Origin of the sequence: Bacillus sp. AK25 (genome assembly GCF_048270685.1) — a bacterium.
Classification (GTDB): Bacteria; Bacillota; Bacilli; order Bacillales; family Bacillaceae; genus Bacillus; species Bacillus altitudinis.
On the sequence record NZ_JBLUWC010000001.1, the window covers coordinates 1359118 to 1384371 of the forward strand.

29 protein-coding genes are annotated in these 25254 nt (G+C 39.9%); 17 read left to right on the forward strand and 12 right to left on the reverse strand.

What is annotated here, in order from left to right:
- Positions 1-60: 60 nt before the first annotated feature.
- Together rnjA and ACNO7B_RS07045 are read right to left on the reverse strand one after the other, a co-directional pair.
- Positions 61-1728, reverse strand: a complete 1668-nt coding sequence (gene rnjA, locus ACNO7B_RS07040; RefSeq protein WP_008345116.1) for a ribonuclease J1 — start codon at positions 1726-1728, stop codon at positions 61-63.
- 5 nt (positions 1729-1733) lie between these two features.
- Positions 1734-1943: a DNA-dependent RNA polymerase subunit epsilon gene (locus ACNO7B_RS07045; RefSeq protein WP_008345114.1), complete on the reverse strand. Its 210-nt coding sequence runs from the start codon at positions 1941-1943 to the stop codon at positions 1734-1736.
- Positions 1944-2337: 394 nt separating this feature from the next.
- Here ACNO7B_RS07045 and ACNO7B_RS07050 point away from each other — a divergent pair, with 394 nt between their 5' ends.
- Positions 2338-3117, forward strand: coding sequence for a Cof-type HAD-IIB family hydrolase (locus ACNO7B_RS07050; RefSeq protein ID WP_046343448.1), 780 nt, complete (start codon positions 2338-2340; stop codon positions 3115-3117).
- Between the two features lie 38 nt (positions 3118-3155).
- Here ACNO7B_RS07050 and def read toward each other — a convergent pair whose 3' ends face one another.
- Positions 3156-3713, reverse strand: coding sequence for a peptide deformylase (def, locus tag ACNO7B_RS07055; RefSeq protein ID WP_008345111.1), 558 nt, complete (start codon positions 3711-3713; stop codon positions 3156-3158).
- Positions 3714-3825: 112 nt separating this feature from the next.
- Complete coding sequence (locus ACNO7B_RS07060; RefSeq protein WP_026050085.1) at positions 3826-4005, reverse strand: YjcZ family sporulation protein; 180 nt, start codon at positions 4003-4005, stop codon at positions 3826-3828.
- A 235-nt stretch (positions 4006-4240) separates the two neighbouring features.
- On the opposite strand from ACNO7B_RS07060, the gene ACNO7B_RS07065 reads away from it, so the two are divergent.
- From ACNO7B_RS07065 to lpdA, 5 genes are all read left to right on the forward strand, one after another.
- Positions 4241-4909 carry a YkyA family protein gene (locus tag ACNO7B_RS07065; RefSeq protein ID WP_041507359.1) on the forward strand — a complete coding sequence of 223 codons (669 nt, stop codon included), beginning with the start codon at positions 4241-4243 and terminating at the stop codon, positions 4907-4909.
- 567 nt (positions 4910-5476) lie between these two features.
- Positions 5477-6592 carry a pyruvate dehydrogenase (acetyl-transferring) E1 component subunit alpha gene (pdhA, locus tag ACNO7B_RS07070; RefSeq protein WP_007498599.1) on the forward strand — a complete coding sequence of 372 codons (1116 nt, stop codon included), beginning with the start codon at positions 5477-5479 and terminating at the stop codon, positions 6590-6592.
- Positions 6593-6595: 3 nt separating this feature from the next.
- Positions 6596-7573, forward strand: coding sequence for a pyruvate dehydrogenase complex E1 component subunit beta (gene pdhB / locus ACNO7B_RS07075; protein ID WP_007498597.1), 978 nt, complete (start codon positions 6596-6598; stop codon positions 7571-7573).
- Between the two features lie 108 nt (positions 7574-7681).
- Positions 7682-9025: a dihydrolipoamide acetyltransferase family protein gene (locus ACNO7B_RS07080; protein WP_008345100.1), complete on the forward strand. Its 1344-nt coding sequence runs from the start codon at positions 7682-7684 to the stop codon at positions 9023-9025.
- Between the two features lie 4 nt (positions 9026-9029).
- A complete protein-coding gene (gene lpdA, locus ACNO7B_RS07085) occupies positions 9030-10442 on the forward strand; it encodes a dihydrolipoyl dehydrogenase (protein ID WP_003211097.1) in 1413 nt (470 codons plus the stop codon).
- Between the two features lie 325 nt (positions 10443-10767).
- Here the strand turns inward: lpdA and ACNO7B_RS07090 are convergent, their stop codons facing one another.
- Positions 10768-11148 (reverse strand): hypothetical protein, encoded by a 381-nt coding sequence (locus ACNO7B_RS07090; RefSeq protein ID WP_223255627.1) that lies wholly within the window; start codon positions 11146-11148, stop codon positions 10768-10770.
- Positions 11149-11464: 316 nt separating this feature from the next.
- Here ACNO7B_RS07090 and ACNO7B_RS07095 point away from each other — a divergent pair, with 316 nt between their 5' ends.
- Positions 11465-11584, forward strand: a complete 120-nt coding sequence (locus tag ACNO7B_RS07095; RefSeq protein WP_003212464.1) for a GapA-binding peptide SR1P — start codon at positions 11465-11467, stop codon at positions 11582-11584.
- A gap of 43 nt (positions 11585-11627) precedes the next feature.
- On the opposite strand, the gene ACNO7B_RS07100 is transcribed toward ACNO7B_RS07095, so the two are convergent.
- Entirely contained in the window at positions 11628-13100 is a 1473-nt protein-coding gene (locus ACNO7B_RS07100; protein WP_090756397.1) for an aminotransferase class I/II-fold pyridoxal phosphate-dependent enzyme, read from the reverse strand.
- Between the two features lie 190 nt (positions 13101-13290).
- Between ACNO7B_RS07100 and ACNO7B_RS07105 the strand changes: the two genes are divergently transcribed.
- Positions 13291-13560, forward strand: a complete 270-nt coding sequence (locus ACNO7B_RS07105) for a UPF0223 family protein (RefSeq protein ID WP_008345089.1) — start codon at positions 13291-13293, stop codon at positions 13558-13560.
- A 27-nt stretch (positions 13561-13587) separates the two neighbouring features.
- On the opposite strand, the gene ACNO7B_RS07110 is transcribed toward ACNO7B_RS07105, so the two are convergent.
- Positions 13588-14223: a DUF1054 domain-containing protein gene (locus ACNO7B_RS07110; RefSeq protein WP_035392176.1), complete on the reverse strand. Its 636-nt coding sequence runs from the start codon at positions 14221-14223 to the stop codon at positions 13588-13590.
- A 287-nt stretch (positions 14224-14510) separates the two neighbouring features.
- Here ACNO7B_RS07110 and ACNO7B_RS07115 point away from each other — a divergent pair, with 287 nt between their 5' ends.
- The 6 genes from ACNO7B_RS07115 (at position 14511) to ACNO7B_RS07140 (ending at position 18737) form a co-directional block, all read left to right on the forward strand.
- Complete coding sequence (locus tag ACNO7B_RS07115; protein ID WP_008345085.1) at positions 14511-14699, forward strand: hypothetical protein; 189 nt, start codon at positions 14511-14513, stop codon at positions 14697-14699.
- Between the two features lie 133 nt (positions 14700-14832).
- The gene (locus ACNO7B_RS07120) at positions 14833-15639 is read left to right on the forward strand and encodes an inositol monophosphatase family protein (protein ID WP_417901351.1); all 807 of its coding nucleotides are present in this window, start codon (positions 14833-14835) and stop codon (positions 15637-15639) included.
- A 183-nt stretch (positions 15640-15822) separates the two neighbouring features.
- Positions 15823-17676 carry a hypothetical protein gene (locus ACNO7B_RS07125; protein ID WP_235671426.1) on the forward strand — a complete coding sequence of 618 codons (1854 nt, stop codon included), beginning with the start codon at positions 15823-15825 and terminating at the stop codon, positions 17674-17676.
- Entirely contained in the window at positions 17666-17929 is a 264-nt protein-coding gene (locus tag ACNO7B_RS07130) for a hypothetical protein (RefSeq protein WP_039963623.1), read from the forward strand. The genes ACNO7B_RS07125 and ACNO7B_RS07130 overlap by 11 nt, the downstream gene beginning before the upstream one ends.
- Positions 17929-18447 carry a sigma-70 family RNA polymerase sigma factor gene (locus ACNO7B_RS07135; protein ID WP_058337557.1) on the forward strand — a complete coding sequence of 173 codons (519 nt, stop codon included), beginning with the start codon at positions 17929-17931 and terminating at the stop codon, positions 18445-18447. Before ACNO7B_RS07130 ends, ACNO7B_RS07135 begins: the two co-directional genes overlap by 1 nt.
- Complete coding sequence (locus ACNO7B_RS07140) at positions 18444-18737, forward strand: anti-sigma factor family protein (RefSeq protein WP_008345075.1); 294 nt, start codon at positions 18444-18446, stop codon at positions 18735-18737. Before ACNO7B_RS07135 ends, ACNO7B_RS07140 begins: the two co-directional genes overlap by 4 nt.
- Before the next feature lie 43 nt (positions 18738-18780).
- On the opposite strand, the gene ACNO7B_RS07145 is transcribed toward ACNO7B_RS07140, so the two are convergent.
- Together ACNO7B_RS07145 and ACNO7B_RS07150 are read right to left on the reverse strand one after the other, a co-directional pair.
- The gene (locus ACNO7B_RS07145) at positions 18781-19416 is read right to left on the reverse strand and encodes a hypothetical protein (protein ID WP_017359387.1); all 636 of its coding nucleotides are present in this window, start codon (positions 19414-19416) and stop codon (positions 18781-18783) included.
- A gap of 273 nt (positions 19417-19689) precedes the next feature.
- Complete coding sequence (locus tag ACNO7B_RS07150; protein WP_008345070.1) at positions 19690-19869, reverse strand: DUF5325 family protein; 180 nt, start codon at positions 19867-19869, stop codon at positions 19690-19692.
- A gap of 113 nt (positions 19870-19982) precedes the next feature.
- On the opposite strand from ACNO7B_RS07150, the gene typA reads away from it, so the two are divergent.
- Positions 19983-21821 carry a translational GTPase TypA gene (gene typA, locus ACNO7B_RS07155; RefSeq protein ID WP_008345068.1) on the forward strand — a complete coding sequence of 613 codons (1839 nt, stop codon included), beginning with the start codon at positions 19983-19985 and terminating at the stop codon, positions 21819-21821.
- 96 nt (positions 21822-21917) lie between these two features.
- On the forward strand, positions 21918-22199 hold the full coding sequence (locus tag ACNO7B_RS07160; RefSeq protein WP_045034298.1) for a YlaH-like family protein: 282 nt from the start codon (positions 21918-21920) through the stop codon (positions 22197-22199).
- A 29-nt stretch (positions 22200-22228) separates the two neighbouring features.
- Here ACNO7B_RS07160 and ACNO7B_RS07165 read toward each other — a convergent pair whose 3' ends face one another.
- Both ACNO7B_RS07165 and ACNO7B_RS07170 read right to left on the reverse strand, forming a co-directional pair.
- The gene (locus ACNO7B_RS07165) at positions 22229-22459 is read right to left on the reverse strand and encodes a YlaI family protein (RefSeq protein WP_417901352.1); all 231 of its coding nucleotides are present in this window, start codon (positions 22457-22459) and stop codon (positions 22229-22231) included.
- Between the two features lie 104 nt (positions 22460-22563).
- Entirely contained in the window at positions 22564-23181 is a 618-nt protein-coding gene (locus ACNO7B_RS07170; protein WP_019743435.1) for a YhcN/YlaJ family sporulation lipoprotein, read from the reverse strand.
- A gap of 140 nt (positions 23182-23321) precedes the next feature.
- Between ACNO7B_RS07170 and ACNO7B_RS07175 the strand changes: the two genes are divergently transcribed.
- Positions 23322-24644: a PhoH family protein gene (locus ACNO7B_RS07175; protein ID WP_025207279.1), complete on the forward strand. Its 1323-nt coding sequence runs from the start codon at positions 23322-23324 to the stop codon at positions 24642-24644.
- A gap of 20 nt (positions 24645-24664) precedes the next feature.
- Here ACNO7B_RS07175 and ACNO7B_RS07180 read toward each other — a convergent pair whose 3' ends face one another.
- Positions 24665-25147 (reverse strand): hypothetical protein, encoded by a 483-nt coding sequence (locus ACNO7B_RS07180; RefSeq protein WP_008345056.1) that lies wholly within the window; start codon positions 25145-25147, stop codon positions 24665-24667.
- Positions 25148-25254 lie beyond the last annotated feature (107 nt).

A 25254-nucleotide genomic window follows, 5' to 3' on the forward strand; every position in this document is an offset into this window, starting at 1 on the left:
TTTTTTTTATTGCGCATAAAAAAGAGACACAGCCAATTGGCTGTGTCTCCCTGTACGTCATTACACTTCCATAATAATCGGTAAGATCATTGGGCGGCGTCTTGTTTTTTCATAAAGGAAAGGAGCAAGAGTGTCAGTAATCTCGTTCTTAATTTCTGACCATTGAGTCGTCTTGCGTTCCATTACTTTTTCAAGATGCTTTGAAATGAGATCTTGCGCGTCATTAATGAGGTCTCCAGATTCTCTCATGTAGACAAAACCTCTTGAGATTAAATCAGGACCTGCAGAAATTTTGAATTCTTTCATATCCATGCTGACAACAACAATGACAAGACCTTCTTCTGAAAGAATGCGGCGGTCTCTTAACACGATGTTGCCGATATCACCAATACCGCTACCGTCGATATACACGTTGCCTGATGGAATTTTGCCAGCGACACTTGCTTCGTCACCTTTCAGTGCAAGAACTTCACCGTTATCCATGATAAAGCAGTTTTCCTCAGGGATTCCGCAATCATTCGCAAGTTTAATATGCGTTTTTTGCATGCGATACTCACCGTGAATCGGCATGAAGAATTTTGGTTTAATTAAACGGAGCATTAGCTTTTGTTCTTCCTGCCCGCCGTGTCCAGAGGTATGAATATTATTGAGTGAGCCATGAATGACTTCAGCACCAGCACGATAAAGCTGGTTAATAGTCCGGCTTACGCTAATATTGTTACCTGGGATCGGTGAAGACGAGAAGACAACAGTGTCTCCAGGGTTAATTGAAATCTGGCGGTGCGTACCGTTGGCAATACGAGAAAGAGCGGCCATCGGTTCGCCCTGACTACCAGTACAAAGAATGGTTACTTTGTTTGCTGGAAGGCGGTTGATTTCATTGTGTTCAATGAACGTGTTTTTTGGACATTTGATATATCCGAGCTCTTGTCCAATATCAATGGCAGACTCCATGCTACGCCCAAACACAGCGACTTTTCGGCCATTGGCAACAGCTGACTCGATGACTTGTTGAAGTCTGTGAATGTTAGATGCAAATGTAGCAAAGATAATACGTCCATCTACTTTTCTGAAGATGTCATCAATGCTTTCACCTACACGTCTTTCGGACATCGTAAATTCTGGAATTTCACTATTGGTACTGTCAGACAGAAGACAAAGAACGCCTTCTTTCCCGATCTCAGCCATTTTCGTTAAATTGGCAGGTTCGCCAACAGGAGTAAAGTCAAACTTGAAATCGCCTGTATGTACGATGTTACCAGGAGGTGTCTTTACGACAATTCCATAAGAATCTGGGATACTGTGCGTCGTTCTAAAGAAAGACACAGCTGTTTTTCTAAATTTGATCGTATCTTCTTCTTCAAAGATGTGAAGTTTGGTCTGTCTTAATAGACCATGCTCTTCCAATTTGTTACGAAGTAGGCCGATTGCGAGTTTGCCTCCGTAAACTGGAATATTCACTTGCTTGAGAAGGTAAGGGATACCGCCGATGTGGTCTTCATGTCCATGAGTAATAAAAAGACCTTTGATTTTATCTTCGTTTTTAACTAAATACGTATAGTCAGGGATGACGTAATCAATTCCAAGAAGTTCATCTTCAGGGAACTTAATACCAGCATCAATCAAAATGATTTCATCTTGAAATTGAACGCCATACGTGTTTTTACCGATCTCGCCTAATCCGCCGAGCGCAAAAACTGCCGCCTGATCGTTTTTTACAAATTTCATTCCTCTCATAGCTCCAATACTTTAAAATTTTCACTTTCTCGTTCATAGTCTAAAAAAGCACCGTCTACAGGCTGAATGAATTCAATATTGTAGTTATGTTTTTTCAACTTATCGCGTACGTCTCTTTCAGAAACCGCTTCAACGTATAGTGAATCTGTGTGTTCTCTCACAGGTACCTCAGTCGTACTTGCCTGAAAAAATACCTTATATATCATCCAAATCTCTCCTTAAATACCGTATGTTACACTCGCTTATTCTATTATATTAAAAAAACGCGCATAAGAAAAGTCTCAGAGAAAAAAGGACCTTCAGCAAATGTGCGGAAGATCCTTTTAAGCAATCGATTTTTTACGAAGCATGTCCTTCCATTGTCTTCGAATTTTCTTGCGCAGACGACGAAGCATCGCGGATCGCCTCCTTTCGGTATGAGTCTCATTCAGCCATTTGTTCCGTTCTCTCTATATACTTGTATTATATGATGTTTCCACTTAATGTTACATGGTTATATGTGGGAAATGGGCGTTTTAAGAGGAAGTGGTTTCGTCAGTGAAGATCTTTCTGTATGATGAAGGGGAGAGGGTATACATAACAAGAGACAGGAGACGAGATATGAATAAAAAAGTCATCTTCTTTGATATCGACGGTACTTTATATGACCATGATAAAAAAATACCTGAATCAACGAAGCGAGCTGTTCGTTTATTAAAAGAAAAAGGGCATCATCTCTTCATTGCATCTGGCCGATCGCCTTTTCTTATCCAGCCTATTTTAGAAGAAATAGGGCTTGACTCATTTATTGCTTATAACGGTCAGTATGTCATGTACGAAGGAGAAGTCATTTACGGCAATCCGCTTAAGCAAGAGCTGATGGATAAAATTTATGAAACAGCGGATCAACATGATCATCCGCTTGTTTTCATGGGAGAGAAGACGATGAAGGCGTCTGTGCCGAACCATCCATTTATCCATGAAGGGATTGGCACTTTAAAAACAGAGCATCCCGAGCATGATTTGTCATTCTTTAAAGAAAACGTCATTTATCAAATGCTGCTATTTTGTAAAGCAGAAGAGGAACATCTATATGAAGCGTTCCATGAAGAAATTGATCTCGTCAGGTGGCATGAGCTGTCTACGGATGTCCTGCCAAAAGGTGGATCAAAGGCTGAAGGAATTAAACGAGTCATTGAAAGACTTCCGTACGATCAAAAGGACACAATTGCCTTCGGTGACGGGCTGAACGATCGAGAAATGATTTCGTTTGTTGGAACAGGTGTTGCAATGGGGAATGCAGTCAATGAATTAAAAACATTAGCTGACTTTGTCACCAAACCTGTAGATGAGGATGGCATATTCCACGCTGTGACTGAATTAGGCCTTATTGATGAATAAAAAACAAGACCCGCTGATGGACGGGTCTTGTTTTTATATTATGATCTGCCGATCGCAACCGCGTTGTCTGGCTCGGCGAATGGATGATCTTTTTGAATATGATCATAAAACATAATGCCATTTAAGTGGTCAATTTCATGTTGAAAAACGATGGCCGGAAACCCTTTGAGGCGAATATCAATATCTTCACCTTCAAGCGTTGTACCTTTCACCCTGATTTTTTCATAGCGCGGGACGAATCCAGGGATGGCTTCATCAACAGATAAACAGCCTTCTCCAGTAGCTAAATAAGCTCTTTTGACTGAATGGCTAACAATGCGAGGATTGAATAATGCATAGCTGTAAAGTTCTCCGCCCTCGTCTTCACAGTGAACAGCGATCATTCGTTTACTGATATTGATTTGCGGAGCTGCTAGGCCAACACCGGGTCTAAGTTCATATTTTTCAGCAATGTCTGCATCCTGACTGTTTTTGACAAATTCAATCATGTCAGCTAATTGCTGTTTTTCTTCTTCTGTTGGCGGGAGTTCGACCGCTTCAGCTGTTTGTCTTAAGACGGGATGCCCGTCTCGTACGATATCATCCATGGTAATCACAAAACTTCACTCCTATTTCCTTTGTATGTAAAGTATATAAAATGATACACAACATATGCAATGAAATAAAGAAGACCGGTCGTATGAGACCGGTCAGAGGCTTATTCAGCCATTAGCAGCAGCCACCGCCGCCTAAGAATGCTGCGCCAACAATGATCAATAGAATGAATAGGACGACGATTAAAGCGAATGTACGTCCACCACCGTAACCGCAACCGTATCCACCACCATAACTTGGATAGCAACAACCGCCGCCGTATCCATAACCGTAACCGCCGTATCCACCATACATACTTCCATGACTATAATTAGACATACTTTTGACCTCCTTTGGAAATACACTCGGCCTCTCATAAGTGAAGGCGAAGCGTGTAATATAAACTATGTATGAATGCACTATTTGTATAGTCATGAGCCTAGAGCATGAAAAAAATCTTCTTTCCCCTCAAAAAACCATCCTCTTTCCTTGTCACAACCGCCCTGAAAAATTATAGTGGTATGTGGAGATGTAAAGGGGGACCTTGTAATTGAAACAGATGAAAAGAAGAATAAAAGCAGGTGCAACTTTAGCGGGGATATGCACCCTCTTGCTTGCGGGCTGCGGAGGTCAAAATCCGCTTTATGAGATGCAAGATGCCATGACAAAAATGAGCGAAAAAGAAGCATCCTTTGAAAAAGAACAAGGCGCACTGCAAAGCTATGAGAAAAAAGAGCAGCAGTTGTATAAAAAAATGATTCAAACAACAAAAGACCACACAAAAACCGTCTCAAACTTGTCTGATCAAGCATTAGCATCGGCAGAAAAGCGTGAAGAACATTTAAAAACAGAAAAAGACAGCATGGATCAATCGAAAAAAGAATTTCAATCTGTAAAGGAATTCGCTGGACAGATAAAAGATGCAGAAGTAAAAGACAAAGCAGAACAAACAGTCAAATCAATTGAAAAAAGATACGCATCGTATGATCAGCTTTACCGTGAGTATCAAAAGGCGCTGAAACAAGACAAGCACTTGTATGAATCCTTAAAAAGAAAAGACTTAGGATACGCTGAGCTGAAATCCAAATTAAAGACAGTGAATCGTTCCTATAGTAAAGTTAGAAAAGAAAGCAAGAAGTTCAATCAATATACAGATCAATTGAACGAATATAAACAAGCTTTATACAAAACAGCTCAGAAAGAATCACAAAACAGCTAAAAACAGTACTTGCATATTTGCTAGCTCTGTTTATCGCTGCTACTCCCAAAGTGCCTGCGTGTCGTTACTCGTTTTTCCAAGATGTCAAACTGAAAAGAAGAGAAAGGGTTAAAATGAAGTTCATTTTAGCCCTTTGTCCATCACGATCAAAAGAGCTGAAAATAGCTCTTTTTTTATTTTTCGACAAAAACAAACATGTGCTATTGTAGTACAGTGATCCACTCTATACTAGTACAGTTTTTGCTGTTGATTAAACAGATTGATACAGGTCACCATAAAAAGTAAAGCGAATACATTTATTTAAATAAAGCCGTTAAATCAATTGACGGACTATTTTTCTTGTTGTAAACTATTCCTTGTTAACAGAAGTTGTATTAGTTTTTTGTGAACTATCGTTAATACAGTTAGAAAAACTCAAAAGCAAGCGATCATCCAATGTTTCGACAATGATCTTTGTGGCTATTATATACAGGAGTCATATGAGCATTTTGGGTTATCCTATATCTGTATGTATAAATGGATTCACGACAAATTGACTGTTAAAAGAAAGGAAGAGGTGACTTTAGAATGGCTGCAAAAACAAAAAAAGCAATTGTTGATAGCAAAAAGCAATTCGATGCCATCAAAAAGCAGTTTGAAACGTTCCAAATTTTAAACGAAAAAGGCGAAGTCGTAAACGAAGCGGCAATGCCAGATCTTTCAGATGACCAATTAAAAGAATTAATGCGCCGTATGGTGTTTACACGTGTATTAGATCAACGTTCAATTTCATTGAACCGTCAAGGACGTCTTGGCTTCTATGCGCCAACAGCTGGACAAGAAGCTTCTCAGCTTGCAACTCACTTTGCACTTGAGAAAGAAGATTTCATTCTTCCAGGATATCGTGATGTACCACAATTAATCTGGCATGGTCTTCCACTAACAAAAGCATTCTTGTTCTCTCGTGGACACTTTGTTGGAAACCAAATGCCTGAAGATGTGAATGCACTTTCTCCGCAAATTATTATCGGTGCACAAATCATTCAAGCTGCTGGTGTAGCTCTTGGTTTGAAAAAGCGCGGTAAAAATGCTGTTGCAATCACTTACACTGGTGATGGTGGAGCTTCACAAGGTGATTTCTACGAAGGTATTAACTTTGCAGGGGCTTACAAAGCGCCAGCGATTTTTGTTGTCCAAAACAACAGATATGCGATCTCTACACCTGTTGAAAAGCAATCTGCTGCACAAACGATTGCACAAAAAGCAGCTGCAGCTGGTATCGTAGGCGTACAAGTTGACGGTATGGATGCATTAGCTGTATATGCAGCGACTGCTGAAGCTCGTGAGCGTGCTGTAAATGGTGAAGGTCCAACATTAATTGAAACTCTTACATTCCGTTACGGCCCACATACAATGGCTGGTGACGATCCAACAAGATATCGTACAAAAGAAGATGAAAATGAGTGGGAGCAAAAAGATCCATTGGTACGCTACCGCAAATTCTTGGAAAACAAAGGCCTTTGGTCTGAAGAAGAAGAGAATAAAGTCATCGAAGATGCAAAAGAACAAATCAAACAAGCAATCAAAGAAGCTGACGAACAGCCTAAGCAGAAAGTCACTGATTTGATTGAAAACATGTACGATGTGAAACCATTTAACTTGGTTGAACAGCTTGAAATCTACAAACAGAAGGAGTCGAAGTAAGCCATGGCGCAAATGACATTGATTCAAGCGATCACTGATGCGTTACGCACAGAACTGAAAAATGACGAAAACGTTCTTGTTTTCGGAGAAGACGTTGGTAAAAACGGCGGCGTATTCCGTGCGACTGAAGGATTGCAAAAAGAGTTTGGTGAGGATCGTGTATTCGATACTCCACTTGCTGAATCTGGTATTGGCGGTCTTGCAATTGGCCTTGGACTACAAGAATTCCGCCCAGTAATGGAAATTCAATTCTTCGGATTCGTTTACGAAGTATTAGATTCTGTTTCTGGACAAATGGCTCGTATGCGTTACCGTTCTGGTGGACGCTGGCATTCTCCAGTGACAATCCGTTCTCCATTTGGCGGAGGAGTTCACACACCTGAGCTTCACGCTGACAGCTTAGAAGGTCTTATTGCACAACAGCCTGGTATCAAGGTTGTTATTCCTTCAACACCTTACGATGCAAAAGGACTATTAATTTCTGCAATCCGTGACAACGATCCGGTTGTATTCCTTGAGCATATGAAACTTTATCGTTCTTTCCGTCAGGAAGTTCCTGAAGAAGAGTACACAATTGAAATCGGTAAAGCTGACGTGAAACGTGAAGGTTCTGACCTTTCAATCATCACTTACGGTGCAATGGTTCACGAATCACTTAAAGCTGCTGAAGAACTTGAAAAAGAAGGCGTTTCTGCTGAGGTCGTTGACCTTCGTACAGTGAGCCCGCTTGATATTGAAACAATCATCGCTTCTGTTGAAAAAACAGGCCGTGCGATCGTTGTTCAAGAAGCACAAAAACAAGCTGGTATTGCAGCAAACGTAGTAGCTGAAATCAATGATAGAGCAATTCTTAGCCTAGAAGCACCAGTACTTCGTGTAGCTGCACCTGATACTGTATTTGCTTTCTCTCAAGCTGAGAGCGTATGGCTTCCAAACCATAAAGACGTGCTTGAAACAGCTAAGAAAGTTCTTGAATTTTAATTAAATGACAGAGGGGAAAAGAATTTATTTCTCTTCCCCTTTATCAATTACATGACCGTGTAATGTTGACAGAACAAGGGTTTAACATAATCTAGGAGGCGAAAAACAGTGGCATTTGAATTTAAACTTCCGGACATCGGAGAAGGTATCCACGAAGGTGAGATCGTTAAGTGGTTTGTAAAACCAAACGACGAAATCAATGAAGATGACGTTTTAGCAGAGGTACAAAATGATAAAGCAGTTGTAGAAATTCCTTCACCTGTTAAAGGAAAAGTATTAGAATTAAAAGTTGAAGAGGGAACAGTTGCAACTGTAGGACAAACAATCATTACGTTTGATGCACCTGGTTACGAAAATCTTCAATTTAAAGGCAGCGAAGAAGAAGGCGAAGCGAAAACTGAAGCTCAAGTACAAGGTACTGCTGAAGCTGGTAACGAGCCTGAAAAGAAAGAAGTTGCTCAAGAAGAAGCGGCAGCAGCAACTGGTGCTGGCGCACAAGAGCAAGTAGATGCTGATCCTAACAAACGCGTTATTGCTATGCCATCTGTACGTAAATATGCGCGTGAAAAAGGCGTTGAAATTTACAAAGTTGCAGGTACTGGTAAAAATGGCCGCGTGCTAAAAGAAGATATCGACAGCTTCCTTAATGGCGGTTCTGCAGCAACTCAAGAAGCAGCACCTCAAGCAGCTGAAAGTGCGAAAGAAGAAGCAGCTCCAAAAGCGGCAGCAGCTCCAGTTCTAGAAGGAGAATTCCCAGAAACTCGCGAGAAAATGAGCGGAATCCGCAAAGCGATCGCAAAAGCAATGGTGAACTCTAAACACACAGCTCCTCACGTAACATTAATGGATGAAGTTGATGTAACAAACCTTGTTGCACATCGTAAACAATTCAAACAAGTTGCAGCTGATCAAGGAATCAAGTTAACTTACTTGCCTTACGTTGTAAAAGCTCTAACTTCTGCTTTGAAAAAGTACCCAGTACTTAACACTTCTATCGATGATAAAACAGATGAAGTTGTTCAAAAGCATTACTACAACATCGGAATTGCAGCTGATACTGAAAAAGGCTTGCTTGTTCCAGTTGTGAAAAATGCAGATCGCAAAGCGATTTTCGAAGTATCTAACGAAATCAACGAGCTTGCAACAAAAGCACGTGATGGTAAATTGGCTCCAGCTGAAATGAAGGGTGCATCTTGCACAATCACAAACATCGGTTCTGCTGGTGGACAATGGTTTACTCCAGTCATCAACCACCCAGAAGTAGCGATTCTTGGTATTGGCCGTATCGCTGAAAAAGCGGTTGTTCGTGATGGCGAAATCGTTGCAGCTCCAGTCTTAGCTCTTTCCCTAAGCTTTGACCACCGTATGATTGATGGAGCTACTGCGCAAAATGCCCTTAACCACATCAAGCGTTTATTGAATGATCCACAATTAATTTTAATGGAGGCGTAAATTCATGGTAGTAGGAGATTTCCCAATCGAAACAGATACTCTTGTCATCGGTGCAGGTCCTGGTGGATATGTAGCTGCTATTCGTGCTGCACAGCTAGGACAAAAAGTAACAATCGTTGAAAAAGGAACACTTGGCGGCGTATGTCTAAACGTCGGCTGTATCCCTTCAAAAGCATTGATCAATGCTGGACATCGTTTCGAGAATGCAAAGCATTCTGAAGACATGGGTATCAAAGCTGAAAACGTAACAGTTGATTTCACAAAAGTTCAAGAGTGGAAAGCTTCTGTTGTAAACAAATTAACAGGTGGAGTTCAAGGTCTTCTAAAAGGAAATAAAGTAGACATCGTCAAAGGTGAAGCTTATTTCGTAGACAGCAACTCTGTACGTGTCATGGATGAAAATTCAGCGCAGACTTATACATTTAAAAATGCAATTCTTGCAACTGGATCTCGTCCAATCGAATTGCCTACATTTAAATACACAGACCGCGTGATTAACTCAACTGGTGCTTTAGCGCTTAAAGAAGTACCTAAAAAGTTAGTTGTTATCGGTGGTGGATACATCGGTACTGAGCTTGGTACTGCTTATGCGAACTTTGGAACAGAAGTTGTCATCCTTGAAGGTGGAGACGAAATCCTTCCAGGTTTTGAAAAGCAAATGAGCTCATTAGTGAAACGTAACCTGAAGAAAAAAGGAAACGTTGAAATTCACACAAACGCTCTTGCAAAAGGCGTTGAAGAAAAATCTGACGGTGTCACTGTTACTTTCGAAGTAAAAGGTGAAGAAAAAACTGTCGATGCTGACTACGTACTTGTGACTGTTGGTCGTCGTCCAAACACAGATGAGCTTGGTCTTGAGCAAGTTGGTGTTGAATTGACAGACCGCGGAGTTGTCAAAACTGACAAACAATGCCGTACAAGCGTTTCAAACATCTATGCAATTGGTGACATCGTTGATGGACCACCACTTGCACACAAAGCTTCTTACGAAGGTAAAATTGCTGCTGAAGCAATCGCTGGAGAGCCAGCTGAAATTGATTACCTTGGTATTCCTGCTGTTGTATTCTCTGAGCCAGAACTTGCAACTGTTGGATACACTGAAGCAGAAGCAAAAGAAGAAGGAATCGACATCGTTGCAGCGAAATTCCCATTCGCAGCAAACGGACGTGCACTTTCTCTTGATGCAACTGATGGCTTCATGAAAATGATCACTCGTAAAGAGGATGGTCTTGTGATCGGTGCACAAATCGCAGGTGTTGGCGCTTCTGATATGATTTCAGAGCTTAGCCTTGCAATCGAAGCTGGAGTGACGGCTGAAGATATCGCAATGACAATTCACGCTCACCCAACTTTAGGTGAAATCACAATGGAAACGGCTGAAGTAGCAATCGGAAGCCCAATCCATATCGTAAAATAATGAACGTTGAAACCCTCTCCACACGGAGAGGGTTTCAGATTGTTGACAAAGGGCTAAAATGAACTTGATTTTAGCCCTTTGTCTTCTTTTCAGCGTGATAGAACACCTTTGCAGTCTAGGAAGGACGAGTACTGGCGCGGAGCGAATTTTATATTCGTGAGCACCAGCACGCAGGACTGACAAAGAATGCGAGGGTTTGTCTACACGCTGAAGCCCTCTCCACACGGAGAGGGTTTTTTATGTATGTGAAACCTCGCTGAAAACGAAAAACCCTCATGAGCTGAGGGCTTTTTTCATAGGGATATATAAGTGCAAAGTCGAACCGTTAATTTGTATTCACTCGATCTAATGCTTGGCATATGGGTGATAAGATATCCTCTTTACTTCGGACATTACCTTCCACCTTCACAATGACCTTTTCATTATTGACAAGTAAAATAGCCGGCAGTTCGTCTACTTCATTTTTCCAGCCTTTACGATCTTCTTTGACAATCATCTTGGACATTTCCTTCGGATATTCATTTTTTAAATCGAGCACTGCGTCATAATAAGGACTTTCTTTATCAAGATTTTCTGCATCAGTAAAAAAGAGAATTCTCGGCTTTTGAATATGACTGACCTGGTCTGTCTGATTCGGTATGATATACGCAAATGAGCATGAACTAAGTACAAAGAGCATAGGGAATATAATGAGAAGGGTCCTCATAAAATTCAATCTATTCACCTCAAAATCCTTTGGGGTTGTACCAACATTTTTAGGAGTTAGTTCCCTGTTAGTCACTCTAGTGTATCACGTCCTTTTTGACAATTTTCGATTGTTACTCAATTGTTACAGAATTGATATGAAGCAAAATACATTTGAAACGTTTCCTCAATATGATGAGAAAAAAGCATATATTTATAAAAAATGATTAAATGTGTCATACAATTAACCGTTGACAACTTAAATGTGACATCATATTATAGAGGTGTGAAATAGATTAAACGCTTTCAAACTTTGAGTAAAGAAAAGGGGAATGTACGTGGGTACAATTATTTGTCAAGATTGCAATGAAACCATTGATCAATTTGAAAATGAAAAAGTGACAACACTTTATGGAACATGTGGTCACTGTCATTGCTGTGATGAAGCCTCTGAATAAATAAAAAAGCATGCAGCTCCAATTGGGGCTGCATGTTTCTTTTTTATAAAATGGCTTTTTGTTCTTTAATGACACGAATCATATCTAGTGTGGAATCTTCTGGTCCTTGAACAGGAAGACCGATTTCGATATTTTTAAAGATATAGGAGATATTTTCTTCTGTGATGATTTCTCCTGGTATAAAAATAGGAATACCAGGCGGATAAACCATGACAAATTCTGCAATGATCCGGCCAGCCGCTTCTTTAAATGGAATGACTTCCGTTGTTGCGTAAAAAGCGTCACGTGGCGTCATCGCAAGCGAAGGGATCTCAGGCAGTAACACTTCTGTCACGGCTTGTTTGCCGCCTTGACGTGCAGAGGTGGCCGCAATTTCCTTCATAGCCGTTACAAGCGTATCAATCGTCTCATCACAATCGCCAGGCGTCACGATACATAAAATGTTGTATAGGTCAGAGAGCTCTACTTCAATTCGGTAGCTTTCTCTCAGCCATTTCTCCACATCATGGCCATTCAGTCCAAGGTCTTTAATGGAGATGATTAATTTTGTTGGGTCATAATCGTAAGTAGAAGGTGAACCGAGAATTTCTTGACCAATACAAGTAATACCTTCAATTTCGTTTAAACGAGTTCTTGCTGATTCAGCTAATCGAATGGCTTCATCTGCAAGCGCCTTTCCTTCAGTCGCTAATCGCTTTCTAGCGACATCCAGGGAGGCTAAAAGCAAATAAGAAGTAGACGTAGTTGTCAGCATGCTTAAAATAGATTGTACTCGATCCTTTGAAACAAGCCCTTCTTTTATATTTAAAATCGAGCTTTGGGTGAGAGAGCCACCAAGTTTATGCACACTTGTTGCTGCCATATCAGCTCCCGCCTGCATCGCAGACAATGGAAGCTCATCGTGAAAATGAATATGCACACCATGTGCCTCATCTACAAGAACAGGTACGTCATATGAATGAGCAATCTCTACAATGGTTTTTAAATCAGCTGAAATACCAAAATACGTTGGGTTAATCACAAGCAGCCCTTTCGCATCTGGATGTTTAGTCAGCGCTTTTTTAGCTGACTCTGGCGTGATGCCATGAGAGATGCCAAGCTCTTTGTCAATTTCCGGGTGAATAAAAACAGGTACTGCACCAGAAAATACAATAGCAGACATAATCGACTTATGGACATTACGTGGAACAATAATTTTGTCTCCAGGGCCACAGACGGTCATCACCATTGTCATGATCGCACCGCTTGTTCCTTGTATAGAGAAAAACGTATGGTCGGCACCAAATGCTTCTGCTGCAAGCTCCTGTGCTTCTTTGATCATTCCTCGAGGCGAATGTAAATCATCAAGAGGTTCTATATTAATAAGGTCAATGCTTAATGCATTGTCTCCAATGAATGCTCTAAATTCAGGATCCATTCCGGCTCCTTTTTTATGGCCTGGAATGTGAAATTGGACTGGATTGGTTGAAGCGTGTTTTTTTAGTCCAGTGTATAAGGGTGTATCATGTTGTGACAATTGCTTTCCCACCTTCATCGAAATACCTGCTATTATTATCCCAATAACAGCAGATTTCATTGCATAAAACAAAAGAATTATATTATGAACTGATCGGAATGTAAAGCATAAAATCAATCGGATTCTGATCAAACAGATGCTATAATAAAAGTTCAAATAAGAAATGTGGATTAAAGTGAGGGACAAGTAAATGGAATATCAATATCCAATGGACGTCGACTGGACAACTGAAGAAAAGATGGCGGTCATTTCATTTTTTCAAGCCGTTGAAAAAGCCTATGAAACAGGAATTGCGAAACAAGCGTTACTAGAGGCTTATAAACGATTTAAAGAAGTTGTACCATCAAAAGCAGAAGAAAAGACGCATTGTGCGGCGTTTGAAAAGGGAAGTGGGTATTCCCCTTATCGCACAGTGAAAAGTGCAAGAGAGGCTGAAGAAACAGCTATGATACGGATGTAAAAAACGAGCCAACATAGGCTCGTTTTTTTATACAGATTCTTTTTGTGTAAAGCGGTATAGATAAGTTACTGTGCGGAAGGCATCTTCAATTTTTGATAAGAATTCTTCATTATTCATTTGAACAACTTCTTCTCTAGGAAGCTGGATGCCGCAAAGGAGTTCGGCCTTTTTGACTGTTTGAACACGTTCAAATAGTGTTCGCAGCTGTTCAGCATCAAGTTCGCTGTGGCGGAGGACGTCCGGTTTCATATGATCCTTAGACCAAACAAAGTCTTGCGGTATTTTCTTTTGGATCGTGTCCAGCTCTTTTTCGAATAATTGCCCATATTCACCTTTTACTGGAGATTCATAAATGAGCGCAAACCATACAAATACATGAGTTTTCCAAAGCCCAATTTGAAAATGAGGGAGCTTTTTATACCCACGCTTACTGTTAGCGAAAGCCACCCAAGTGTCATTTGGCGGGTTGACTGATCTTCTTGCATGTTTTGCCACGTGGACAAACATTTCGTCTCCTGTAATAGAAGAAAGAAGCGGTGCAAAATGTTCACCAAGTGCTTCAAGCTTTGGACGGACTCTCTCTTTTAATACGGCCATACGTTCATCTAAACCGTCTACTGTGAATGTTTCAAAATCTTCATCTCTAAAACGCATTTCACTCATGTTATGCCTCCTGTATCTTTTCGCTGATCATATTTTATCATAGCTTGGGTCAAGCTCAAAAAAAGATGCACTTTAAAAAGAAAGATAGCAGGGATCTTGGTTCGGCGTTTAAAAACATCGATTTTGTGGTACATAACAAATAGGTAAAAACACAATTTTCAGAATGTCGTTGCGGTTATGCGATCGCTTCATACGATATAAGCAAGAACCATTTCTCTTATCGATTGTATTTTTAATCAATGAAAACTGACAAGGAATGAATCATTCTCTGGAAGGGGCGTTGACCAATGAAGCAAATCGTGAAGCATGGGTATAGACAAGAGAAGAAGAATCGCATCGCTGTGTGGAGATTAGAGGTTGATTATGAGCTTTCTACGCTTCATGAAGCCATCGAGCAAAAAGATGATATCCAAGTAGAACGCAGCAAACGAAAGCTTGAGCGCCTAAGAAAAGAATGGGAGCAGCTTCAAGGGTAAAACAAGGTGAGGTAAAAACGAACCAATTCATCGGTTCGTTTTTGTATGAAGCTGCTTTTTTCTTGCTTTTACGTACATAATATCAGTATGCTAATACAAATAGGTACTACATAGAAAAGAGGTTTACAGTCCGATGACAAACTGGGTGGAAATTGACCGACTTGCAAAGCTTTGGGTAAAAGAAGCGGGTAGCCGCATTAAAGAATCCATGCAGGAAGGTCTATCAATTGAAACAAAATCAAATCCAAATGATCTTGTCACAAACATCGATAAAGAAACAGAACGTTTCTTCATTGAAAAGATACAGTCGACATTTTCAGATCATCATATTTTAGGAGAAGAGGGCCAAGGGGAAGAAGTGACCTCTCTTGACGGGATAGTATGGATCATTGATCCAATTGATGGCACCATGAACTTTGTCCATCAAAAACGAAATTTTGCCATTTCAATTGGGATATTTGAACATGGTGTGGGGAAAATCGGTCTTATTTATGACGTCATCCATGACGAGCTCTATCATGCAGTCAAAGGAGAAGGGGCATATATGAACGATATCTTACTCCCGCCTCTAAAAGATGTCGCCATTGAAAAAGCCATTGTCGGCATTAACCCAATATGGGCGATTGAAAGCCCTCATTTTGACGCTAAACCGTTTGCCCGTCTCGTACGCGATGTGAGAGGAACACGAACGATTGGGTCAGCTGCACTTGAACTAGCTTATATTGCAAGCGGAAGAAGCGACGCATATGTCACGTTAAGGCTAGCGCCTTGGGATTATGCGGCTGGATGTGTGTTACTTGATGAGGTAGGCGCTGTTTACTCGAATATTCACGGAGAACGCTTGACGTTTCTAGAGAAAAATAGCATTGTTGCTGGAAATCGATCCATCTGTGAAAAAATTTTGCATGATTACATAAAAGGAAGCGGAAATAAACAATAAACAAAATCACTTCATGAGAATGAAGTGATTTTTTGTATTTGATGAAACTTTTTGACAAGTCAAATGTCTATACGAACGAGGCCTTAATTTGAAGTAAAGGATTGTGTAGCGATGTTTGATTTGTTTAGTGATTTATCCCTCCATTTTGAAAGGTTTTTTATTTTAAATGAGTACAGTATCCACATGATTCAATGGTGTGTGCTTGGACTATTTGTCCTTTTCATTACACTTCCCATATGGAAAGAAAAGAAGAGTAGTTATGTATTTTATGCTGGAATCGTATTAAGAGTAGTCCTGCTAGGGAGTATGACACTTGAGATGATTCACCAAGTGCTAGCTAGACAGTATACGATCGAAACATTTGAAGTGCTGACAGATTTTATGCAATTTCTCATCTATGGATATGTCTTGCTTGCATCACTTTTCTATGTGATTTCTCTTCCTTATTTAAAAAATAGGGGCATGTTTTTTGCGTTTGATTTATCTGTGTTACTTCTGCCTTTATGTCAAACGATATTTATTGTGTTAGTTGAAAGCAAAAAGTTCTTTCTCAGCGGTGATACGGAGCTGATATGGAGAGATTTGATCATCATTTTGCTTATGATTGGCTTTGCCACCTTGGTACTTCACCTATTCTTTCGTTTGTTTTGGCATCAGAAGTGGAAAGAATTGCTGTTTTTCTATGGCTTGATTTTCGCTGCGCTGCTGTATATTTTTTATCCTTCTATCTCGAAGTATGAGCTGCAATCTTCGTTTAAATCCATTGTGATTTTAGTAGCGGCCGCAGGAAGCTTTATGACATTACATTTGTTATGTGCGTTACTACAAAACAAGGTGAAGTTGAGAAAGTGGGGTGCTTGGGGAATTGTCGTCTTTTTTATGCTGATGCTGAACCCGATCTTAAATCTTCCACATATCATGTTTCAATTCACAAAAACGGAACTAACAGATACTTTTTCAGAAGAATATCGCCCTTTATCTGAAGCAAGTGCGAAAGCATTCGCTTCAAAGTTTGTACCAGCGGACATTTCATTATATTCAACGACTATTAAGCAGCCGATCTCTGATAACTACGTGTTTGCAGCCGATCAATATGAAGTGAATGTTTCTGCGTTTACAGGTGAATTAAACAGCTATTTTTATCATGGTCGCGTAAAAGGTCAGCATTTGACCGATAAAGAATATAGGGAAAAAACCATTGAATTTTTTGAAAGAAGCGGCCGATCCGTTGATCTAGACCGCATTCATGTAGTGATTGAAAAAGAAGACGGGGAGACAAGCGTTCTTCTTTTGCCAAAAATGTCTCAGAATAAAGATGAGAGCTTAGCGTTTGCCACATGGAAAAAAGAGACGCTTCGACAAGCGCAATATGGGAACGCCATCTTTCAATTAAAGGATATAGACGGGATCAATTTAACAAACAAAGAAATGAAAACGAAAATTAATCGTATTTATAAAAAGTTAAATTTACAGCCCCCAGCTTACCAGATCACAGACGTTGATGCTTTTTATTTTGAATGGCAGCATGAAGTGGCGGTAAAGACAGCCGATCAATCTGAATTTCTGTTTAATGGTTCAACGAAAGAATTGACGAAAATACAGCTATCAAAAGCGATTCTTCAACAGAAAAAAGGAAATATCAGTGACGAAGATTTATTTGAAATGATAGGGGAACAGTCAAAAGATGTGAAGACAGAATCAGGAACTCGTGAACACAAACAATATACTTTTCACGGGTCATCAAATTTACTTCATGTGACGAGAGATGCCGATGGAATTGCGTTGTATTGGCAATCAGACTCTTCTTTACCGCATACGGTATCGAATCAAGAACGTGATGAAGTCTATCAGCAAGTTCTCAAAAAGTATGAACCTTATACGATCTATAAAAAACAAATCAAGCCGGTGAGAATGATCGACAAAGAGGGGGAAATGAGCATTTCGTGGTTTGTGATCATTCAAACCTTCGGATCGAATGAGCGGAAAATATATGAAGTAAATGAACGAACAAAAGAGGTGCAACGTTTTGACAGATAAAGAAAAACAAGCCATCTTTCAAGACTTATATGAATTGTATCAGGAAGGGGAGCTTGGAGAAGAGGCTTCTAACTGGATGAAGACGCATGAAAAGCAGTTTCAGCATTCTGTTAAGGGAAACGAGTTTGCTCCTGTCCACACTGAGGATCAGAGCGATTATCTCGAATTAAAACGCATGAAGTGGTTTATTTCTTCGTTATACTTCTTTTATATCGTTTTATCAATTTGGATGACTGTGTGGTTTTATTTTTGATGTCTAGACCGACCAATCAAATTGAAAAAATATATGAAGAATATTTTCAGGAAATCACCAAATATTTATATCGCAGAACGGGAAATGTCGAAACAGCCAAGGATCTTGCGCAGGATGTATTTATCAAGGCACTGCATGGGTTATCCTCTTTTAAAGGACATTCAAGCATTAAAACATGGCTTTACACCATTGCTTATCATACATTTGTCAACGACTATCGCCGAAAAGTAAAACGAACTTTTACGGATGTAGAAAAAGCTGACTTTTTAGAGCAGCAGATATTCATGACACCTGAAGCGCATTTAGAAACTCAAGCTGATATTCAAAGGCTGTGGAGCCATATCAATCAATTGAAGGATTCTTACCGAGAAGTCCTCATTTTAAGAGATATTCAGGAATTATCGTATGAAGAAGTAGCGGAAATTTTGAATTGGACTTTATCTAAAGTAAAGACAACCCTTCATCGAGCAAGATTAGAGCTGAAACGAAAGCTACATTGTGAGGAGTTCAACAAATGAGCTGTTATTTGATTGAAGAACTATTACCACTTTATATAGAAGGGGACACGAGTGAAGAAACAAATCAATTAGTGAATGAGCACTTACGTTCATGCAAAAAATGCCTTCATCTATATGAAGAAATGAAAGAACCAGTCTCTATTGCAAAGTCAACAGATTTTATACCGTTCATAGATGAAAAAGAAGAAAAAAGAAAGTTTGAAAAGCGCTACTATGGAAAACTGTTATTACGAGCAAGTATCGTTTTTAGTATCGTCTATCTCATCATGCTCTTGATCTATTGGATATAAGAAAGAACCCCCATCTGGATGAACCGGATGGGGGTTTTTGAGCTTAGTTCAATTTTTCTTTAGCAATTTGAACTGCATCATAGAACGTTTTTAATTGCTCTTGAGGAATTTTCTTAAGCAATTGGTTGAAAACAAGTAATTCAGTAGAGCTGAATCCAAGACCTTTAGCGATTTTAGAATCAATTACAACGTTTCCTTTTTTGTCTAGAACAAGTGCATCACCAGCAAGATCAGCAATTCTGATCACTGATTTGAAAAGCTTTTCGAATTTAGTTGCTTCTTCTTTAGTAAGACCAAGTTCAACAGCTTTTTCTGCATCAAAAACTAATTTTCCTTTTTCGTTTTTAGTGATGCTTTCACTGAAAACGATTGTAAGAACAGCTGCGCGATCTAAGAATTTCTCAGCAGTCGCCGCTTCTTCTTCAGTCAAACCGAGCTCAACAGCTTTTTTCACATCAAATGTGTAGTTGTTGTCTTCCTCAACAAATGAATTGATGAGAATGCTGATAACACGCTCGTTTTTCTCCAATAAATCTTTAATAATTTGTTGCTGCTCAAAAGGAATCCCTTTGAAAGTTGCAGCACTTGCTTGCCCAGGAGCTACTGTTGTGAAAGTAAAAATGATAGCTAAAGCGAAAAATACAACAGAGCTGAGCGATTTGCTCAAAAACTTCTTCATGCTTCTTTTCTCTCCCTTTTCTGTTAAATTTTGTTGCAAGAACAGCATACCATGAGAAACTTTGTGGAAGAATAGGAAAAATGTAACTTTGTGTTTGTTTTTGGAGAACTATAAAAGTTCTTGTCGAAAAATGGAAGAGTTCAGATTGCTTATATTTGCCAACTCTATATGAAGTTTTTAGTTGAATCACTAGGATTACATAGGTGGTTGGTCTTGTTTTTACCCAAAATAAAAGCCTTCTACATGTAAAATGTAAAAGACTTTTCATAAATTTTATGATTGTACGTTTAATTTTCGTTTTAATGTAAATCCTGTACCCATGAAAATCATGGCGAACACAATACTTAAGCATGTTCCCAGTATGCTTTTTTCTGCAACAGACACTCCAATAAACGCCATACTGACGACGGCAAGTAATGCACATAATAATAGAAGCCATTTGATTTGTTTCATTTGTCTCCATCCCTTTTTTTAGAGTTAATATAAGTTTACAGAAAAACGATCGGCATTTAAAGGGGATTGTGATATAATATGAAAGTTATCTAATTATTTTAGGAGATGAAAATGTGAAACTTCGAAAAGACCTTCGCAACATCGCAATTATTGCCCACGTTGACCATGGTAAAACGACGCTTGTTGACCAATTGCTCCATCAAGCTGGTACTTTCCGTGCGAATGAAAATATCGCTGAGAGAGCCATGGATTCAAATGATTTAGAGCGAGAGCGCGGTATTACGATCTTAGCTAAAAATACTGCGATCCATTATAAAGATACACGCATTAATATTTTAGATACACCAGGACACGCCGATTTCGGTGGTGAAGTTGAGCGTATCATGAAAATGGTAGATGGTGTACTTCTCGTTGTGGATGCATATGAAGGTTGTATGCCTCAAACACGATTCGTGCTAAAAAAAGCACTTGAGCAAAACCTAACACCAATTGTTGTTGTCAATAAAATTGACCGTGACTTTGCTCGTCCAGCTGAAGTAGTCGATGAAGTCATTGACTTGTTCATTGAATTGGATGCAACAGAAGAACAGCTTGAATTCCCAGTTGTATATGCATCAGCAATCAATGGTACAGCAAGTAACGATGCTAGTAAGCAAGATGAAAACATGGAATCGTTGTTTGAAGCGATTGTCAACCATATCCCATGCCCAGTCGACAACCATGAAGAGCCGCTTCAATTCCAAGTGGCGCTACTTGATTACAATGATTATGTTGGAAGAATTGGAATTGGCCGTGTATTTAGAGGAACGATGCAAGTAGGACAGCAAGTTGCTCTAATGAAAGTGGATGGCAGTGTAAAACAATTCCGCGTGACAAAGATTTTTGGTTTCCAAGGGTTAAAACGAGTGGAAATCAATGAAGCGAAAGCTGGAGATCTTGTCGCAGTATCTGGTATGGAAGACATCAACGTAGGTGAAACAGTCTGCCCGGTAGAACACCAAGAGGCTTTGCCGATCCTTCGTATTGATGAGCCGACACTTCAAATGACATTTGTTGTGAATAACAGCCCATTTGCAGGCCGTGAAGGAAAGTACGTGACATCACGTAAAATTGAAGAGCGTTTAGAACAGCAGCTTCAAACAGACGTAAGTCTTCGTGTAGATCCAACGGATTCACCTGATGCTTGGGTTGTATCAGGACGTGGTGAGCTTCACTTATCAATTCTGATTGAGAATATGAGACGTGAAGGATTTGAACTGCAAGTATCGAAGCCAGAAGTTATTGTAAAAGAAGTAGATGGTGTTCGATGTGAGCCTGTAGAGCGTGTTCAAATTGATGTACCTGAAGAGCATACTGGCTCTGTTATGGAATCAATGGGTGCAAGAAAAGGTGAAATGATTGACATGATCAATAATGGTAATGGTCAAGTTCGCCTGATCTTTACAGTTCCATCACGTGGTTTAATCGGATATACAACTGAATTTCTTTCATTAACTCGTGGTTTTGGTATTTTGAACCATACATTTGACAGCTACCAGCCGATGCAGTCTGGTCAAGTTGGCGGACGCCGTCAAGGTGTACTTGTTTCAATGGAAACAGGTAAAGCAACTGCTTACGGAATCCAAGGCGTTGAAGAGCGCGGTGTGATTTTCGTTGAGCCGGGTGTTGAAGTATACCAAGGAATGATTGTTGGTGAGCATAACCGTGAAAACGATCTTGTTGTCAACGTGAGCCGTATGAAACAACAAACAAACGTACGTTCAGCGACAAAAGATCAAACGGTTAGTATGAAAAAACCACGTATTATGTCACTTGAGGAATCTCTTGAGTACTTAAATGAAGACGAATACTGTGAGGTTACACCGGAATCGATCCGTTTAAGAAAGAAAATTTTAGATAAAAATGAACGTGAGAAAGCAGCGAAGAAGAAAAAGCTAGCAGGATTATCTTAATTCCATGAAGAATTAAAAAGATAGAACCCTGAAAGATAAGGGGAGGGAATCTTTTTGAATGATCAGGAAGTAAGTGAGAATCTATCCTTTTTCGCGATGCTGTTTCGTGTCGATGAAAATCCGCAAACAGGGATGTGGCTCCTATATGGCACCATCCTTGTTTTAGCGATTATTGTTTTTAAACTCGGCTTTGCTAGACGTTTACCGATTTTAAAAGCACTTGTCATTTATTTGTTTCTGATTTTTGGTTGCACGTTTCTCACATTTCTAGGTATCTTCTTGCCAGTCGCAGAAGGCCTGGTTGTGGCAGCTGTCATTTTGATTATTTATAAAATACGGCTGCATCGTGCGAAAAAAGAAGGAACAGTGAGTACGTAAAAAAGACCTGAACTTGTGTCAGGTCTTTTTTATGTCTTCTGTTCTTTTTTTCCTTTTTTCTTCTTTTTCTCTTTCGTCGCAGGATCTTGATAAAGAGAGAATCTGCCAGTTTTGATGCGTGCCTCTGTCTTTACTTTAATTCTATCTTGGCAGTCATCGCACATATATGTATGAATCGGTCGATTTCTTAACCGCTTAGCAACAAGTGTATCATCATTAATGGTTTCAAGCTTTTCACATAATGAGCATTTCACTCTCATCATTTTCACCTCACTTTGGTCATGCCTTCATTATAGCATGTTTTTTGAACACTTAAAATCAGTATAAAAAAGGCTTATATCACAAGAGATATAAGCCGTTCTCATTATTTCTTCTGATTCATATGATGGTTTGATTGATCGTTTTGGTTTTTTTCTAATTGCTTTTGATCTTGTTGTTTGAGCTGATGGTTCGGATCATTCGTCGGATCTGTTTCGTTACGGTCGATTTCATTTCGAGGCATTTCTGGCATAACACGTCCCACAATGGCTGCTAGTTCATCCATAATACCGCTTACTGGCCTGCCTGCTTGAATTTCTTTGCCCATTTCCTTTAAACGGCTCACTGTATCAGGGTCAGCGACGACAACAGCATTCGCACCTTCTGGGTCATTTTTCAGTGCTTTGGCGACTGAATATTTAATGGTTTCAACTTTGCTTCTATCTAAATCATCTTTTACATCAATGCCGACGACAGCATACTTGCCGATGACGATCGCTGTTGCGTCATTTACATCTGCTACATGCTCAGTCACATTCACTAGGTGCTGCGCCACATCTGTTGATGGGCGGGCTTTGTCAGTGTTTTTCTTGGATGAGTCTGATACTCTTACTAAATGCTTGTTTCCGTCTTGATGTTCTTGTGCCAAAGGCTTCTCTTGATGCTGGCAAGCGCCTAATAAAAGAATGGTTTGAACCATGAATAACGTCAAAAATAGTCGCATGTGTATTCCCTCCTTCACAAACTGCATGATTTATTTTATTGTTGAATTAACCTTCTAACTTTATTCATGAAAACATATATTTTAACAATCGTTTTTGGAAAGACAAGGATGAATGAAACCCCGATCAGGAGGCGAAGGACCTGAGTAAAATTTATGTATTAGACACAAATGTGTTATTACAGGATCCGAATTCAATCTTTTCATTTGAAGACAACGAGGTCGTGATTCCGGCCGTAGTGTTAGAAGAAGTAGACTCGAAAAAAAGATATATGGACGAGGTTGGGCAAAATGCACGACGTGTCTCACGTTTAATCGACGGGTTGAGATCGAAAGGGAAACTGCATGAAAAAATTACGCTGGAGTCAAAAGGAACGCTGCGTATTGAGCTGAATCATCGCTCTTTCCATGAACTTCAAGAGATTTTCATCGAAAAAACAAACGATAACCGGATTTTGGCTGTTGCGAAGAATTTGAGTTTAGAGGAAGAAACAAAACCGGATGGCCGGCCTGTCATTTTGGTCAGCAAAGATGTCCTAGTGCGAGTAAAGGCGGATGCCATTGGTCTGCAAGCAGAGGATTTCTTAAGCGATCGAGTTCTGCAAAATGAAGACATTGATAACGGCTATCACGAGCTCTATATTCCGACTGAGCAGCTGAATACATTTTATAAGCAAAATCAGTTACCAATAAAAGACGTCACCCAAACGCCATTAAACCCTCATCAATTTGTTATAATGAAGGGAAATGAGGGTGGTTCTGCTTTGGGGATGCTTGATCAAAAAGCAGAGCATGTGAAACGGCTTATTTATGACCAAGAACATATTTGGGGAATTCGCCCAAAAAATGTCCAGCAAACGATGGCGCTTGAGTTACTTTTACGCCGCGATATTCCGCTTGTGACACTTATCGGAAAAGCGGGAACAGGAAAGACACTGCTTGCACTTGCTGCTGGATTAATGCAGACAGAGGACCTCGGCATGTTTAAAAAGCTCATCGTGGCCCGCTCCATTGTTCCTGTCGGTAAGGACTTAGGGTATTTGCCAGGCGAAAAAGAAGAGAAGCTCAGACCGTGGATGCAGCCGATCTATGACAACCTAGAATTTTTATTTAACACAAAAAAACCTGGTGAACTTGATGCGATACTAGCGGGCATCGGTTCAATTCAAGTGGAAGCTTTAACGTATATTCGCGGGAGAAGTATCCCTGATCAATTTATCATTATCGATGAGGCGCAAAACTTAACAAAACACGAAGTAAAAACATTATTAACGCGGGTTGGTGAGGGAAGTAAAATTGTGCTGATGGGAGACCCAGAGCAGATTGATCACCCTTATTTAGACAGCTTAAATAATGGGCTCACATATGTCATTGAGCGTTTCAAAGGGCAGCAAATATCTGGACATGTCAAGCTTGTCAAAGGAGAAAGGTCTGGACTTGCTCAGCTTGCAGCTGATTTATTATAGTCCAGACCCGTCATCTTATCTTATGTAATGATTAACTCTTTGACGCCTTTAATCGGCTGAGTGATGTTGGACTGATCCTCGAAATAAACGTGGATTGGTCCTTCTTCTGTTATAGGTTTTCCATTTTGGCTGAAATGGGCAATGCTATCCATCGCCTTAGAGAGCGGAACAGCAATTGTTTCTGTTTCTGTGACAAATTCACACGTCTCCGCTTGTTCGAGCGGTTCTGCATTTTTTATCATGTCGCCAAGTTTCATCCCGAAGCTGCCTGTGACGAGTCTTTCTTTTTCGTACTTTTTCTCTGTTTTTAATGTGGGTGGAAGTGTTTGACCTTCTCTTATGACCCGCTCTTGATCGAGTTCCTGATCTAGCTGCTGCTCTTCGTTTGCTGCACTTTTCTCAAAAAATGAATCCATTAAAAATTTACGGTCATCAAAAATCCATACACTCGGATCAATGGTGATCTTGTATTGTACGTTCCCCTTGATTTGAATAATGCTCATGTTCAAGACAACCCCTTTCCAACATAAATTATAGAAGTTTTCGCCCGCTTTGTCACTTTCATAAACATGCACTTCCTTGTACACACTACGATTAGACGAAAAATAGG

Bases quoted from the DNA above. Each gene is read 5' to 3' on its own strand.
- ACNO7B_RS07145 (WP_017359387.1), bottom strand. From the start codon at position 19,416: ATGAAGAAGTTTTTGAGCAAATCGCTCAGCTCTGTTGTATTTTTCGCT.
- lpdA (WP_003211097.1), top strand. From the start codon at position 9,030: ATGGTAGTAGGAGATTTCCCAATCGAAACAGATACTCTTGTCATCGGT.
- ACNO7B_RS07165 (WP_417901352.1), bottom strand. From the start codon at position 22,459: ATGAGAGTGAAATGCTCATTATGTGAAAAGCTTGAAACCATTAATGAT.
- ACNO7B_RS07105 (WP_008345089.1), top strand. From the start codon at position 13,291: ATGGAATATCAATATCCAATGGACGTCGACTGGACAACTGAAGAAAAG.
- ACNO7B_RS07120 (WP_417901351.1), top strand. From the start codon at position 14,833: ATGACAAACTGGGTGGAAATTGACCGACTTGCAAAGCTTTGGGTAAAA.
- ACNO7B_RS07090 (WP_223255627.1), bottom strand. From the start codon at position 11,148: ATGAGGACCCTTCTCATTATATTCCCTATGCTCTTTGTACTTAGTTCA.
- ACNO7B_RS07160 (WP_045034298.1), top strand. From the start codon at position 21,918: ATGCTGTTTCGTGTCGATGAAAATCCGCAAACAGGGATGTGGCTCCTA.
- ACNO7B_RS07135 (WP_058337557.1), top strand. From the start codon at position 17,929: ATGTCTAGACCGACCAATCAAATTGAAAAAATATATGAAGAATATTTT.
- pdhA (WP_007498599.1), top strand. From the start codon at position 5,477: ATGGCTGCAAAAACAAAAAAAGCAATTGTTGATAGCAAAAAGCAATTC.
- ACNO7B_RS07170 (WP_019743435.1), bottom strand. From the start codon at position 23,181: ATGCGACTATTTTTGACGTTATTCATGGTTCAAACCATTCTTTTATTA.
- ACNO7B_RS07180 (WP_008345056.1), bottom strand. From the start codon at position 25,147: ATGAGCATTATTCAAATCAAGGGGAACGTACAATACAAGATCACCATT.
- rnjA (WP_008345116.1), bottom strand. From the start codon at position 1,728: ATGAAATTTGTAAAAAACGATCAGGCGGCAGTTTTTGCGCTCGGCGGA.
- ACNO7B_RS07125 (WP_235671426.1), top strand. From the start codon at position 15,823: ATGATTCAATGGTGTGTGCTTGGACTATTTGTCCTTTTCATTACACTT.
- ACNO7B_RS07140 (WP_008345075.1), top strand. From the start codon at position 18,444: ATGAGCTGTTATTTGATTGAAGAACTATTACCACTTTATATAGAAGGG.
- ACNO7B_RS07115 (WP_008345085.1), top strand. From the start codon at position 14,511: ATGAAGCAAATCGTGAAGCATGGGTATAGACAAGAGAAGAAGAATCGC.
- ACNO7B_RS07045 (WP_008345114.1), bottom strand. From the start codon at position 1,943: ATGATATATAAGGTATTTTTTCAGGCAAGTACGACTGAGGTACCTGTG.
- ACNO7B_RS07150 (WP_008345070.1), bottom strand. From the start codon at position 19,869: ATGAAACAAATCAAATGGCTTCTATTATTATGTGCATTACTTGCCGTC.
- ACNO7B_RS07060 (WP_026050085.1), bottom strand. From the start codon at position 4,005: ATGTATGGTGGATACGGCGGTTACGGTTATGGATACGGCGGCGGTTGT.
- pdhB (WP_007498597.1), top strand. From the start codon at position 6,596: ATGGCGCAAATGACATTGATTCAAGCGATCACTGATGCGTTACGCACA.
- ACNO7B_RS07110 (WP_035392176.1), bottom strand. From the start codon at position 14,223: ATGAGTGAAATGCGTTTTAGAGATGAAGATTTTGAAACATTCACAGTA.
- ACNO7B_RS07050 (WP_046343448.1), top strand. From the start codon at position 2,338: ATGAATAAAAAAGTCATCTTCTTTGATATCGACGGTACTTTATATGAC.